At 62.0% G+C, this 13,586-nt stretch carries 14 protein-coding genes; 9 read left to right on the top strand and 5 right to left on the bottom strand.

The window, feature by feature from the left end; translation table 11 throughout:
- Positions 1 to 35: 35 nt before the first annotated feature.
- Positions 36 to 767 carry a HugZ family pyridoxamine 5'-phosphate oxidase gene (locus tag PFLCHA0_RS24065; protein WP_015636806.1) on the bottom strand — a complete coding sequence of 244 codons (732 nt, stop codon included), beginning with the start codon at positions 765 to 767 and terminating at the stop codon, positions 36 to 38.
- A 164-nt stretch (positions 768 to 931) separates the two neighbouring features.
- Between PFLCHA0_RS24065 and PFLCHA0_RS24070 the strand changes: the two genes are divergently transcribed.
- The gene (locus PFLCHA0_RS24070; protein ID WP_015636807.1) at positions 932 to 1,690 is read left to right on the top strand and encodes an SDR family oxidoreductase; all 759 of its coding nucleotides are present in this window, start codon (positions 932 to 934) and stop codon (positions 1,688 to 1,690) included.
- A 101-nt stretch (positions 1,691 to 1,791) separates the two neighbouring features.
- Here the strand turns inward: PFLCHA0_RS24070 and apbC are convergent, their stop codons facing one another.
- Entirely contained in the window at positions 1,792 to 2,886 is a 1,095-nt protein-coding gene (apbC, locus tag PFLCHA0_RS24075) for an iron-sulfur cluster carrier protein ApbC (protein WP_011063097.1), read from the bottom strand.
- A gap of 162 nt (positions 2,887 to 3,048) precedes the next feature.
- Here apbC and metG point away from each other — a divergent pair, with 162 nt between their 5' ends.
- The 8 genes from metG (at position 3,049) to PFLCHA0_RS24115 (ending at position 10,117) form a co-directional block, all read left to right on the top strand.
- The gene (gene metG / locus PFLCHA0_RS24080) at positions 3,049 to 5,094 is read left to right on the top strand and encodes a methionine--tRNA ligase (protein WP_015636808.1); all 2,046 of its coding nucleotides are present in this window, start codon (positions 3,049 to 3,051) and stop codon (positions 5,092 to 5,094) included.
- Positions 5,095 to 5,224: 130 nt separating this feature from the next.
- Positions 5,225 to 5,806 (top strand): Rnf-Nqr domain containing protein, encoded by a 582-nt coding sequence (locus PFLCHA0_RS24085; protein ID WP_041752781.1) that lies wholly within the window; start codon positions 5,225 to 5,227, stop codon positions 5,804 to 5,806.
- Entirely contained in the window at positions 5,803 to 7,008 is a 1,206-nt protein-coding gene (locus PFLCHA0_RS24090) for an RnfABCDGE type electron transport complex subunit B (protein WP_015636810.1), read from the top strand. Before PFLCHA0_RS24085 ends, PFLCHA0_RS24090 begins: the two co-directional genes overlap by 4 nt.
- Positions 6,995 to 7,987 carry an RnfABCDGE type electron transport complex subunit D gene (locus tag PFLCHA0_RS24095; protein ID WP_041752527.1) on the top strand — a complete coding sequence of 331 codons (993 nt, stop codon included), beginning with the start codon at positions 6,995 to 6,997 and terminating at the stop codon, positions 7,985 to 7,987. The genes PFLCHA0_RS24090 and PFLCHA0_RS24095 overlap by 14 nt, the downstream gene beginning before the upstream one ends.
- Positions 7,984 to 8,595, top strand: a complete 612-nt coding sequence (locus PFLCHA0_RS24100) for an RnfABCDGE type electron transport complex subunit G (protein WP_015636812.1) — start codon at positions 7,984 to 7,986, stop codon at positions 8,593 to 8,595. Before PFLCHA0_RS24095 ends, PFLCHA0_RS24100 begins: the two co-directional genes overlap by 4 nt.
- Positions 8,588 to 9,184 (top strand): Rnf-Nqr domain containing protein, encoded by a 597-nt coding sequence (locus PFLCHA0_RS24105; RefSeq protein WP_041119686.1) that lies wholly within the window; start codon positions 8,588 to 8,590, stop codon positions 9,182 to 9,184. Before PFLCHA0_RS24100 ends, PFLCHA0_RS24105 begins: the two co-directional genes overlap by 8 nt.
- A 7-nt stretch (positions 9,185 to 9,191) precedes the next feature.
- On the top strand, positions 9,192 to 9,830 hold the full coding sequence (nth, locus tag PFLCHA0_RS24110) for an endonuclease III (RefSeq protein ID WP_015636814.1): 639 nt from the start codon (positions 9,192 to 9,194) through the stop codon (positions 9,828 to 9,830).
- A 107-nt stretch (positions 9,831 to 9,937) separates the two neighbouring features.
- Complete coding sequence (locus PFLCHA0_RS24115; protein ID WP_011063105.1) at positions 9,938 to 10,117, top strand: PA3496 family putative envelope integrity protein; 180 nt, start codon at positions 9,938 to 9,940, stop codon at positions 10,115 to 10,117.
- A 147-nt stretch (positions 10,118 to 10,264) separates the two neighbouring features.
- Here the strand turns inward: PFLCHA0_RS24115 and PFLCHA0_RS24120 are convergent, their stop codons facing one another.
- From PFLCHA0_RS24120 to PFLCHA0_RS24130, 3 genes are all read right to left on the bottom strand, one after another.
- On the bottom strand, positions 10,265 to 10,891 hold the full coding sequence (locus tag PFLCHA0_RS24120) for a response regulator transcription factor (RefSeq protein WP_011063106.1): 627 nt from the start codon (positions 10,889 to 10,891) through the stop codon (positions 10,265 to 10,267).
- 386 nt (positions 10,892 to 11,277) lie between these two features.
- Positions 11,278 to 12,495: an argininosuccinate synthase gene (locus PFLCHA0_RS24125; protein ID WP_011063107.1), complete on the bottom strand. Its 1,218-nt coding sequence runs from the start codon at positions 12,493 to 12,495 to the stop codon at positions 11,278 to 11,280.
- A gap of 129 nt (positions 12,496 to 12,624) precedes the next feature.
- Positions 12,625 to 13,539 (bottom strand): flagellar protein MotY, encoded by a 915-nt coding sequence (locus PFLCHA0_RS24130; RefSeq protein WP_011063108.1) that lies wholly within the window; start codon positions 13,537 to 13,539, stop codon positions 12,625 to 12,627.
- Positions 13,540 to 13,586 lie beyond the last annotated feature (47 nt).

Here is a 13,586-nt window from a genome sequence, read left to right on the forward strand (position 1 = left end):
CAGTAGACCGTAAATGACGTCGCCAATTCGTGAATTCAAGCACCCAGGGGCGGATTTTTCGGCCATTGATCAGCTCGGGCCAGGAAAACCAGGGCCTCGCGTACTTGTGTCGGCGTATTGCAAGGCGCCTGGAAGGGCAGCCAATACAACGCCTGGCCGATGCGCAGGTGCATGCCTTCGGTATCGATCCCGGCCATCTGCGCCGGCGCGTTGTCCGGCAACCCGGTCAACTGGACATAGTGGGCAATGGCCTTGGCATGGTCGCTGTTCATGTGTTCCACCATGCTCAGCTCGGCCTTTCCGGCGAAGGGGTTGGCCAGGGTCAGTTGGTCGACCCAGTGGATCGCCCCGAAGCCGCCGATGTAGCGGTGGCGTACCGGCTTGAGCACCCAGAAATCGAAGTCATGGGCCTTGTGGTAGTTCTGCGACTCGGGAAAGTAACGGTAGTAACGCTCGGCTGCGGCTTCGATGGCAGCCTCATCCTCGAGCTTCTCAGCCTCGGCCAGGTAGGTCAGGCGACCGACTGCCTGCACGTCATCGGCATCGCGCTCACCCACCAGCAGCGAGCACTTGGGATCCTTCTGCAGGTTGTGGGTGTGCTGGGCGATACGGCTGATCAGGATCAGCGGCCGGCCCTCGGCGTCCAGGCAATAGGGCACCACGGACCCGAAGGGAAATCCCGGCATGGCCTTGGAGTGAGTGGACAGTACCCCGCGATATTCCTTGAGCAGCAGTTCTCGTGCATTCTTGGCAGCTTCAACGCTCACTTTATGACTCCTTATGTAGAATCCGTCGAAAACGGACGGGCGCCTGGAGCAATGTTCCAGCTACGCCAACAGGGCAATTCTCATCTGCAGCCAGGCCAGGTCCGGCCGCCGAGCGAGGCTTCCCGAAAAGGACTCCCCTCAAGACCAGCTAGCGGGACATGCGAATGCAACTCACTGACAAAGTAATCATTATCACCGGCGGTTGCCAAGGTCTGGGCCGCTCCATGGCTGAGTATTTCGCAGCCAGGGGCGCGCGCCTGGCGTTGGTCGATCTGAACCAGGAAAAGCTCGACCAGGCTGTCGCGGCGTGCAAGACCCACGGCGTCGAAGCCCGTGCCTATCTGTGCAGCGTCGCCGATGAAGAGCAGGTGAACCACATGGTGGCCCAGGTCGCCGAGGACTTTGGCGCCATCCACGGCCTGATCAACAACGCCGGGATCCTGCGCGACGGCCTGCTGGTCAAGGTCAAGGACGGCCAGATGACCAAGATGAGCCTGGCCCAGTGGCAGGCGGTGATCGACGTCAACCTGACCGGGGTCTTCCTCTGTACCCGGGAAGTGGCGGCGAAGATGATCGAGCTCGGAAACAACGGCGCGATCATCAACATTTCTTCGATCTCCCGCGCCGGCAATATCGGCCAGACCAACTATTCCGCGGCCAAGGCCGGGGTCGCGGCAGCCACGGTCACCTGGGCCAAGGAGCTCGCGCGTTACGGCATCCGCGTAGCGGGCATTGCCCCGGGCTTTATCGAAACCGAGATGACCCTGGGCATGAAGCCCGAGGCCCTGGAAAAGATGACTGCCGGCATTCCCCTCAAGCGCATGGGCAAGCCGGAAGAGATCGCCCACTCGGCGGCCTATATCTTCGAGAACGACTACTACACCGGGCGCATCCTGGAAATGGACGGCGGCCTGCGGGTCTGATCCTGCCGTCGCAACGGTAGGAGCCGGCTTGCCGGCGAAAGCGATCTTGAGGACGCCTTCGCCGGCAAGCCGGCTCCTACATGACTCACCCGCCTGAGGCTTCAGTCGTCGCTGATGGTGATATTGGGCATCGCCGGAGCGGCCGCTTCTTGCAAGACAATGCGCGCGCCCACATGCCGCGCCAACTCCTGGTAGACCATGGCGATCTGGCTTTCCGGCTCGGCGATCACCGTCGGCTTGCCGCCGTCGGCCTGCTCGCGGATCAGCATCGACAACGGTAGCGAGGCCAACAGCTCGACGTCGTACTGGCTGGCCAGCTTCTCGCCGCCGCCTTCGCCAAACAGGTGCTCGGCATGGCCACAGTTGGAGCAGATGTGCACCGCCATGTTCTCCACCACGCCCAGCACCGGGATATTGACCTTGCGGAACATCTCCACGCCCTTGCGCGCATCCAGCAGAGCCAGGTCCTGGGGCGTGGTGACGATCACCGCACCGGCCACCGGGACTTTCTGCGCCAGGGTTAGCTGGATGTCGCCGGTGCCTGGCGGCATGTCGATCACCAGGTAGTCCAGGTTGCCCCAGTCGGTCTGGGTCACCAGTTGCAGCAAGGCCCCGGAGACCATAGGACCGCGCCAGACCATCGGCGTGTTGTCATCGGTGAGGAAGGCCATGGACATGACCTCCACGCCGTGGGACTCGATCGGCACGAACCACTTCTGGTCCTTGATCTTCGGACGGGTGCCTTCGGCGATGCCGAACATGATGCCCTGGCTCGGACCATAGATATCGGCGTCGAGAATCCCCACCTTGGCGCCTTCGCGGGCCAGGGCCAGGGCCAGGTTGGCCGCGGTGGTGGACTTGCCCACACCGCCCTTGCCGGAAGCCACCGCCACCACGTTCTTGACGTTGGCCAGGCCCGGGATCTGCGCCTGGGCCTTGTGCGCGGCAATGACGCTGCTGATCTCGACCTTGGCCGAGCTCACGCCGTCCAGGCCCTCGATGGCCAGTTGCAGCATCTGCGCCCAGCCACTCTTGAACAGGCCGGCGGCATAACCCAGTTCCATGCGGACCGTGACCCGGTCGCCCTGGACCTCGATGTCCCGTACGCAGCCGGCGCTGACCGGGTCCTGGTTCAGGTAAGGGTCGGTGTATTGACGAAGGACGGCTTCCACCGCTGCGCGATTGACGGCGCTCATGGGCAACTCCGATAACAAGACAGGAAAATCAGCCGGCTATCCTACGCCGCCGACTCCTTCGTGGCGAGAAAGCTTGCTGCGCACAATGTGCCTGGAAGGGTGAAAATTCCGCTCCGGCGCTTTATAGTGGCCGACCTCCGTTTCATCAAGTAGCCGAGCCCCATGTCCGAGCCACGCAAGATCCTCGTCACCAGCGCCCTGCCCTATGCCAATGGTTCCATCCACCTTGGCCACATGCTTGAGTACATCCAGACCGACATGTGGGTGCGCTTCCAGAAGCTACGCGGCAATCAATGCATCTATGTCTGCGCGGACGACGCACACGGCTCGGCCATCATGTTGCGCGCGGAGAAGGAAGGCATCACCCCGGAGCAGTTGATCGCCAACGTGCAGGCTGAACACTGCGCCGACTTTGCCGAGTTCCTGGTGGATTTCGACAACTTCCACTCCACTCACGCGGAAGAAAACCGTGAGCTGTCGAGCCAGATCTACCTCAAGCTGCGGGACGCCGGGCACATCGCCACGCGCTCCATCACCCAGTATTTCGACCCGGAAAAGAAAATGTTCCTGGCCGACCGCTTCATCAAGGGCACCTGCCCGAAATGCGGCACCGAGGACCAGTACGGCGACAACTGCGAAAAATGCGGTGCCACCTATGCTCCGACCGACCTGAAGGATCCTAAGTCGGCGATCTCCGGCGCCACTCCGGTGCTCAAGGACTCCCAGCACTTCTTCTTCAAGCTGCCGGACTTCCAGCAGATGCTGCAGAGCTGGACCCGCAGCGGCACCCTGCAGGACGCCGTGGCCAACAAGATCGCCGAGTGGCTGGACGCCGGCCTGCAGCAGTGGGACATCTCCCGCGATGCACCGTACTTCGGCTTCGAGATCCCGGATGAGCCGGGCAAGTACTTCTATGTGTGGCTGGACGCGCCGATCGGCTACATGGCCAGCTTCAAGAACCTCTGCAGCCGTCGTCCGGAACTGGATTTCGACGCCTTCTGGGGCAAGGACTCCACCGCCGAGCTGTATCACTTCATCGGCAAGGACATCGTCAACTTCCACGCCCTGTTCTGGCCCGCCATGCTCGAAGGCGCCGGCTATCGCAAGCCGACCGGCATCAACGTCCACGGCTACCTGACGGTCAATGGCCAGAAGATGTCCAAGTCCCGTGGCACCTTCATCAAGGCCCGCACCTACCTGGAGCACCTGTCGCCGGAATACCTGCGCTACTACTACGCGTCCAAGCTGGGCCGTGGTGTCGACGACCTGGACCTGAACCTCGAAGACTTCGTGCAGAAGGTCAACTCCGACCTGGTGGGCAAGGTGGTGAACATCGCCAGCCGTTGCGCCGGCTTCATCCACAAGGGCAATGCCGGGGTGATGGTGGACAGCAATGCCGCCCCCGAGCTGACCGAGGCTTTCCTGGCCGCGGCGCCAAGCATCGCCGACGCCTATGAAGCCCGTGACTTCGCCCGGGCCATGCGCGAGATCATGGGCCTGGCCGACCGCGCCAACGCCTGGATCGCCGACAAGGCTCCATGGTCGCTGAACAAGCAGGAAGGCAAGCAGGATGAAGTCCAGGCCATCTGCGCCACTGGCATCAACCTGTTCCGCCAGTTGGTGATCTTCCTCAAACCGGTGCTGCCACTGCTGGCTGCCGATGCCGAGGCCTTCCTCAACGTGGCCCCGCTGACCTGGAACGACCACCAGCAACTGCTGGCCAACCATCAGCTCAACGAATTCAAGCCGCTGATGACGCGGATCGACCCGGTAAAAGTGCAAGCCATGACCGATGCCTCCAAGGAAGACCTGGCCGCCAGCCAGACCGACACCGGTGGCCCTAAAGGCAACGGTGAACTGGTGAAGGACCCGCTGTCCGCGGAAATCGACTTCGATGCCTTTGCCGCCATCGACCTGCGTGTCGCCCTGATCGTCAAGGCCGAAGCCGTGGAGGGTGCCGACAAGCTGCTGCGCCTGACCCTGGATATCGGCGACGAACAGCGCAACGTGTTCTCCGGCATCAAGAGCGCCTACCCTGATCCGTCCAAGCTCGATGGCCGCCTGACCATGATGATCGCCAACCTCAAGCCACGGAAAATGAAGTTCGGCATCTCCGAAGGCATGGTGATGGCTGCCGGCCCTGGCGGTGAAGAAATCTACCTGCTGAGCCCGGACAGCGGCGCCAAGCCCGGCCAGCGGATCAAGTAAGGCTGCAGGCTGGACCCCATCCCCCCGTTGCGCCCGGCGCAGCGGGGGGATTTGCATATCTGGCGGGCCCTGCGCCGACGCTGGAGTTTGCCTACTCTTGAAGGACAGCCTGCCCGTACCGGCCCCGACCATGACCGACTTCCTCCTCGCCCTTGTCAGCACTGCCCTGATCAACAACTTCGTGTTGCAGTGGCCGCTGGGCGTCGACCCGCTGCTGCAGGCCCCAGCCGATAGCGCTCGGCTTCGGATCCATGCGCTGGGCCTGGCAACGACGGTCTTGATGCTGGTCAGTTGCGTACTCGGCCATGCCCTCTATCGTGGCGTGCTGGAGCCCTGGGGGCTGCAGTCCTTGCAGCTGTTTACCTGGCTGTCCCTGAGTGTGCTGCTGATCAGGCCGGCGCTACACTGGCTGCCCCGGGCCCTGCCCGGTTTGCCATTCGATGGCCTCTGGCCCTTGTTGCTGGCCAATGCCGGGATGCTCGGCCTGCTGTTGATCGCCAGCGGGGAAAACCTTGGGCTGGCGACCCTCGGCGCCATGAGCCTGGGTGCCGGGCTGGGCTTCTGGTTGGTACTGAGCCTGTTCAATGACCTGCGCCAGCGTATTTCCACCAACGATATTCCCCTGCCCTGGCAAGGCCTGCCGATCGACCTGATCAGCGCCGGCCTGCTGGCAGTGGCGTTTTTCGGCTTCAACGGACTACTCAAGACATGAGTCTGATTCAACGCATCGACGCCCTTCTGCCCCAGACCCAATGCGGCAAGTGCGGCCACGCCGGATGCAAACCCTACGCCCAGGGCATCGCCAGTGGCGAGGCCATCAACAAGTGTCCGCCAGGGGGCCAGGAAACCATCGCCGGCCTGGCACAACTGCTCCAGCTGCCGGTGGTAGAACTGGACCACAGCCGTGGCGAGGCCCCGGCGCAGATCGCCCATATCCGCGAGGCCGAATGTATCGGCTGCACCAAGTGCATCCAGGCCTGCCCGGTAGACGCCATCGTCGGCGCGGCGAAGCTCATGCACAGCGTATTGATCGACGAATGCACCGGCTGCGACCTCTGTGTGGCGCCCTGCCCGGTGGATTGCATCGACATGCTGCCGTTGCCCATGGCCCGAGTGCTGCCCCTTGTCGGCGGCCTGGCCAGCAGCCCCGAGCAGTTGCAGGCTCGCGCCGCCAAACGCGATCACGCCCGGCGCCGCTTCGAGCAGCGCAATGATCGCTTGCAGCGCGAAGAGGCCCGGCGCCTGGCCGAACGTCAGGCCAGGGCCCAGCGCGCCACCCAGGCCAGCGACGCCAGCCAGGACCCGGTTCAGTCGGCTATCGAGCGGGTCCGCGCACAGAAAGCCGCGGCGGCCGATGCCGCCTTGAAAAAGGCCAAGATCGAGCTGGCCATGAGTCGCGCCCAATTGCACAAATCCCTCAAGGCCTTCGGTCATCCGCCGACCTTCGAGCAGCAATCGCAGTTGATCGTCCTGCAGCGCCAGTTCGAAGTGGCCGAGCAGGCACTGGCCCAACTGGAAACCCAGGCGCCTCCACCGACCGCGCCGGTGGCCCGGGATGCCGACCTCAAGCGAGCCAAGATCCAGTTGGCGATGCGCCGCGCCGAACTGAAAAAGGCCCAGGCCGCAGCAGCCCCCGAAGCCGAACTGCAAACCCTGGCCGCGGCCCTGGCGGCGGCCGAACAGGCGCTGCACGCCGCGGAAGACGCCAGTGGCAAACCGGCACCAGTACTGGAGCGGATCGAGAAACGCCCGATCGCCCCACAACTGCGACAACTGAAGACCGAACTGGCCTACGCCCGAGCCGAACTGAGCAAACTGCAACGCCAGACCGATACCAGCAGCGAACAACTGGCCCAGGCCCAAGCCCGCCTGAGCGAAGCCGAGCGCCAGGTAAACGCCCATGACGTGCCCTGAAACAGTCGACCCGCGCCTGCGCCAGGCCATGCAGCGCGTGCTGCTGGCCACGCTGCCGGGGCTGCTGGTACTGCTGTGGTTGTATGCCTGGGGGCCGCTGCTGAATCTACTGCTGGCAGCCAGTGGGGCCCTGGCCATGGAAGCCTTGGTGCTGTTCCTGCGGCGGCGTCCCCTGCAACCTGCCCTCAGCGATGGCAGTGCGCTGGTCAGTGCCACCTTGCTGGCCCTGGCCCTGCCACCCTATTGCCCCTGGTGGCTGCCGCTGAGCGCTGCTGCCAGCGCCGTGCTCTTGGGCAAGCAGGTGTACGGCGGTGTCGGCCAGAACCCCTTCAACCCGGCGATGTTGGGTTATGCACTGGCCCTGCTGTGCTTCCCGCAAGCCATGACTCACTGGCCCGCGCCCCATGCCCTGGACCTGCTCGGCGGGCTGCAGCAGGTATTCGGCCTGGGAGGCAACCCGCCCCCGGACGCCTGGGCCCAGGCCACGGCGCTGGACAGCCTGCGGATCAACAAGAGCCTGACCGTCGATGAACTCTTTGCCGGCAACCCCGCCTTCGGTCACTTCGGCGGCCGTGGTACCGAATGGGTCAACCTTGGATTTCTGGCTGGCGGCCTGTTTCTGCTGCAACAGCGGGTCATCGGCTGGCAGGCGCCCGTGGGCATGCTTGGCAGCCTGCTGCTGATCAGCCTGCTGTGCTGGAACGGCAGCGGCTCCGACTCCCACGGTTCGCCGCTGTTCCACCTGCTCAGCGGCGCCAGCATGCTCGGTGCGTTCTTTATCGTCACCGAGCCGGTGTCCGGCCCCAAGGCCGCCAAGGCCCGCCTGCTGTTTGGCGTTGGCGTTGGCCTGCTCACCTACCTGATCCGCACCTGGGGTGGCTACCCCGACGGGCTCGCATTCGCCGTGCTGCTGATGAACCTGGCGGTACCGGCTCTGGAGCGCCTGAGCTCCGAAAAACCGCTGGAGCGCCCCTCATGAAAGGGGCTCGCAGCCTGTTGCTGCTGATGCTGCTCGGCTCCCTGGGCATCGGTGCCACCCTGTGGCTGCAATATGCCGCCACTCCACGCATAGAAGCCGAACAACGGGCCTTGCAGGCACGCAAGCTGTTGGATGTGCTGCCCGCCGGCAGCTATGACAACCAGCCCCTGGACCAGCCATTGCCCTTGGCCGATGGGCAACTGAGCAACAGTCGCCTGCTCGATGGCTACCTGGCCACCCGCAATGGCCGGCCCAGCGCCGTGCTGCTGCGCAGCCAGGTCACAGGCTACGCCGGCCCCATCGAGTTGCTGATTGCTATCGACCCCCAGGGGCGCCTGCTGGGCAGCAAGACCCTCCGGCAGGATGAGACTCCGGGGCTGGGAGCACGTATCGCCAGCTGGCCCAATGCCTGGCTCCAGGGGTTTTCAGGAAAATCCCGCAATGATCCGGGCGACAGCGCCTGGGCCTTGAAAAAGGACAACGGGCAGTTCGATCAGATTGCCGGCGCCACCATCACTTCCCGTGCGGTGATCAGTGCCTTGCATGATGCCTTGCGCTACTTCGACGAACACCGCGGACAACTGCTCCCTGGAACGCCTCATGAATAAGCCGCTGTCATTGCCGGGGCTGCTGATGCTGCCACCCCTGATCGGGGCTACGGACTCCTGGGTCAAGGCAATCGGCCTGGCCCTGGCCTGGGTATTGCTGATCGGCCTCTACGGCGCCGGCATGCGCTTGCTGCGTCCGCCCATCGAGGCCCGCCACCACTGGCTGGCCAGCCTGCTGCTCAGCGCCAGCCTCGGCAGTTGCCTGTGGCTGGCGCTGCAGGCCTGGAGTTATGAGCTGCACCAGCAATTGAGCCTGTACCTGGGCCTGCTGCCCCTGCAATGCGTGGTACTGGAACAGGCGGGCTTCTTCCAGCACCGCAACCGACTGCGCCTGGCCGGCGCTTTCTGTGTGGCCCTGATCGGCCTGGGTGCCCTGCGCGAGCTGCTGGGCGCTGGTACGCTGGGCAGCCATCTGGGCTGGCTTGTCGGCCAGCCGGATGCAGGCAATGGCTGGGTCGTGCTGCCACATGGGGGGCTACGCCTGCTGACCCTCGCCCCCGGCGGTTTTATCCTGCTGGGTGCGCTGCTGGCCGCAAAACGAGCCTGGGCCGGCTCCTGGACCTTAAACCGACCGCCTTCGAGGAAATGAATCACCCATGAATGCCGCCAAACGCCTGGAAATCTTTCGCCGGCTACACGAAGACAACCCCGAACCGAAAACCGAGCTGGCCTATTCCTCGCCGTTCGAGCTGCTGATCGCGGTGATTCTCTCGGCGCAATCGACCGACGTCGGGGTCAACAAGGCAACTGCCAGGCTCTTCCCCGTAGCCAATACCCCAGCGGCAATCTACGCCCTGGGTGTCGAAGGCCTGTCCGAATACATCAAGACCATCGGCCTGTACAACAGCAAGGCCAAGAACGTCATCGAGACCTGCCGCCTGCTGGTGGAACGCCATAACAGCGAAGTGCCACAGACCCGGGAAGAGCTGGAGGCTCTGCCCGGGGTGGGCCGCAAGACCGCCAACGTGGTCCTCAACACCGCTTTCCGGCAACTGACCATGGCGGTGGACACCCATATCTTCCGGGTCAGCAACCGAACCGGGCTGGCCCCGGGAAAGAACGTGGTCGAGGTCGAAAAGAAACTCATGAAGTTCGTGCCCAAGGAGTTTCTGCTGGACTCCCATCACTGGCTGATCCTCCACGGCCGCTACGTTTGCCTGGCACGCAAGCCACGCTGTGGCAGCTGTCGAATCGAAGACCTGTGCGAATACAAGCAAAAGACTTCCGACGATTGAGCAAGCATTGATTTTGCCGATAGATCGATTGAAAAAATCTTTTTTACCCGCCAGGAGAATATCGATATAAGGAGCGCCAATGGCAGTCCTAGCCTGGAGTCGACCTTATGAGTACTGGCAAAGAACAACTGGACGTAGAAGACGATTTCGTCGCAGCTGAAACAGATGACGCAGAACCGGTGGTCGAAGTAGCGAAAACCAATCTGAGCAAGCGCCGGACCATCGACAATCTCCTCGAGGAACGGCGCCTGCAAAAACAGTTGGCCGATTACGACTTTGACCTCTAGTCACAAAAGAACCTCCCCATGGAGGTTTTTTTGTACCTGTGCCCAGCCGCAAATCTGGCCGGTCAGCCTCCCCCACTGACCGGCTGCGTCGGCACTCAAGCGAGCCCATCCAGCAACACCGTCTCAATGCGCACGTGCTCTAAAGGCTCATATCAACCGATGCCGTTGAGCGAACTCGATCAGATCAACCAGTGAACGAGCATTGAGCTTGGCCAGCAACCGGCGCTTGTAGGTACTGATGGTCTTGTTGCTCAAGCACAACCCCTCGGCAATTTCCTTGTTACTCATGCCGTTGGTGAGTTGTTTCAATACGATCAATTCGCGCCCTGAAAGCAGCTCGATCATCTGCTGCTCACTGCTGATGCCCTGGCTTGAGCGAAAAGTATGCAAGGCCTCATTGGGGAAGTAGCTGTATCCCGCAAGCACCGCACGCACGGCACTCAACAGCTCGGTGATGTCCTGCTGCTTGCACACATAACCGGCAGCACCGGCCTGCATGCAGCGCATGGAGAAAGGCCCAGGAACTTGCAGGGTCAATACCAGAATCTTGATCGACATACCTCTGGACATCAGCCGGTTTATAACTTCGAGCCCATCAAGTTGCGGAATTCCAATATCCAGAATCAAGATGTCTGGAACATATTCAAGAGCCAACTTCAATGCATCCGTGCCGTTATCTGCTTCCGCTACTACTTCAAGGCCATGGCGCTCCATCAACATGCGCACAGCCAAACGGACAACAGGGTGATCATCCACGATCAATACTCTTTTCATAGGTCCATCTCAGTCCTGAGAGTTTTTTTAGAGCCCGCACAATACCCCAGAGAATTGACTCTGACACCGTGCTACAGAGGGCTACGACCTTACGAGGACGATCCTTACAAACAATACCGAATTGCCTTACAAAACGACCTAGATAAAAGTGGTTCAATATCCAAACCGCCTAGGATCAATCGTCAAATCAGCTACTTTTCGTACTAATAAAACTCCAACCTACAAGCACTCTCAGTAGCGGTACTTGGTACTTCGCCCATCAAGAAGTGGCTTACCTTGCCCAACAGCCATTTGCTGATCTGAATTAGGCCCCGACGCTCACTGCAATTATCCAGGGCAAAAAAAAGCCCCGCTTATCGCGGGGCTTTCTTCAACCACTCAAAGCATCAGACCAGGGTCCGACCCTTGTTCGCGGCAATGCGCATGCGCAGGGCGTTGAGCTTGATGAAGCCAGCTGCGTCCGCCTGGTTGTAGGCACCGCCGTCCTCTTCGAAGGTAGCGATGTTGGCGTCGAACAGCGACTCGTCAGACTTGCGACCGGTCACGATCACGTTGCCCTTGTACAGCTTCAGGCGTACCACGCCATTCACGTGGGCCTGGGAGGCGTCGATCATCTGTTGCAGCATCAGACGCTCAGGGCTCCACCAGTAGCCGGTGTAGATCAGGCTGGCGTACTTGGGCATCAGCTCGTCTTTGAGGTGAGCCACTTCGCGGTCCAGGGTGATGGACTCGATGGCGCGGTGAGCACGCAGCATGATGGTGCCGCCAGGTGTCTCGTAGCAGCCGCGGGACTTCATGCCCACGTAACGGTTCTCGACGATGTCCAGACGACCGATACCGTGTTCGCCACCAATGCGGTTCAGGGTCGCCAGCACGGTGGCCGGGGTCATCTCGACGCCGTCCAGTGCCACGATATCGCCGTTGCGGTAGGTCAGTTCCAGGTATTGCGGGGTATCTGGGGCCTTCTCCGGGGAGACAGTCCAGCGCCACATGTCTTCTTCGTGCTCGGTCCAGGTGTCTTCCAGCACGCCACCTTCATAGGAGATGTGCAGCAGGTTGGCATCCATCGAGTACGGGGATTTCTTCTTGCCGTGACGCTCGATCGGGATCCCGTGCTTCTCGGCGTAGTCCATCAGCTTCTCGCGGGACAGCAGGTCCCACTCGCGCCAAGGGGCAATCACCTTCACACCCGGCTTGAGGGCGTAGGCGCCCAGTTCGAAACGCACCTGATCGTTGCCCTTGCCGGTGGCGCCATGGGAAATGGCGTCAGCGCCGGTTTCGTTGGCGATTTCGATCAGGCGCTTGGCGATCAACGGACGAGCGATGGAAGTACCCAGCAGGTACTCGCCTTCGTAGACGGTGTTGGCGCGGAACATCGGGAAGACGAAATCACGCACGAACTCTTCGCGCAGATCGTCAATGTAGATCTCTTTGACGCCCATGGCTTGCGCCTTGGCGCGGGCCGGCTCGACCTCTTCGCCTTGGCCCAGGTCAGCAGTGAAAGTCACTACTTCACAGTTGTAAGTATCCTGCAGCCACTTGAGGATCACCGAAGTGTCCAGGCCGCCCGAATACGCCAGAACGACCTTGTTAACGTCCGCCATGCCATCACTCCACGGGGTTGTACGGAAAGCCGCCAAGTCTACCGATCCACGCGGATAATTTACAGAGGCGCGACAGCTTATGACGACCAAGCGACAGATTATGTCGAGCGAGCGACGACGACAGCCGTATCAGGAAGTCGCCGCTGCGCTGGATCCGGAAGCCGCCTGAGGCGCTGGGGCCGGCTTTTCGGCAGGAGCGACCCGCTCCAGATGCACATTGACCCGCCGGTTCTTCGCCCGGTTGGCCGCATTGGTGTTGGGGGCCAGGGGATAGCGCTCGCCATGGAAGCGCACCACGATCTGGTTTTCCGCCAGGCCATTGGCCTTGAAGAACTCCATGACCGCCAGCGCACGACGGCGCGACAGGTCACGGTTGGTCAGGCGGTTGCCACTGTTATCAGAGTGCCCGTCCAATTCGACATGATTGACCGTGGGGTCGGCCTTGATGAAGTCCACCATCACTTGCAGCTTGGCCTTGGCCCGGGCGTCCAGGTCGATGCCCCCCCCGGGGAAACCGATCTCGGCCTGCTTGACCTGTTCATAGTTCATCGGCAACAGCTTGGCCATGCAGCTTTGATAGTCGCCGTAGGCCTTGCTGAACTTCACCGGCAACAGGCGTACCTCGGACACTCCGCCTTCGCGGGAGAAGTGCCGGACCACCGGGCTGCGCCCCTCCAGCAAACCGACGATCAGACGTCCGGCCTGCATCTGGTTGCTGTTGAACAGCACCCCATCGGTACCGGCCTTGACCGCCCCGAGGTTGATGTCGCCACGCCCCGGCTGCCAGGGGGCGGCGGCCGCAAGCAGGGTCGCGGAACCACCGGCCTGCATGGGGTTGAAACTCTTGAGGCGGAAAATCGCCTGCTCGCCGGCGCGACGAACGAATTCGCCGGAACCGAAATCGGTAACCGGTTGGATCAGGCGGCACTCGAACTTGTCACCTTCGACCGTCCACTCAATGCTCTCCAGGCGAGTCTGGAAAGTGAGAGCCATCGCAGGCAGGCTGGCAAACACACTGAGCAAGGCTAGATAACGCTGGCGCACGGGAGGCTCCACTGACGTGTACAACAGAAAAATCGACAGGCGTTAAT

Source organism: Pseudomonas protegens CHA0, from assembly GCF_000397205.1.
GTDB classification, from domain to species: domain Bacteria; phylum Pseudomonadota; class Gammaproteobacteria; order Pseudomonadales; family Pseudomonadaceae; genus Aquipseudomonas; species Aquipseudomonas protegens.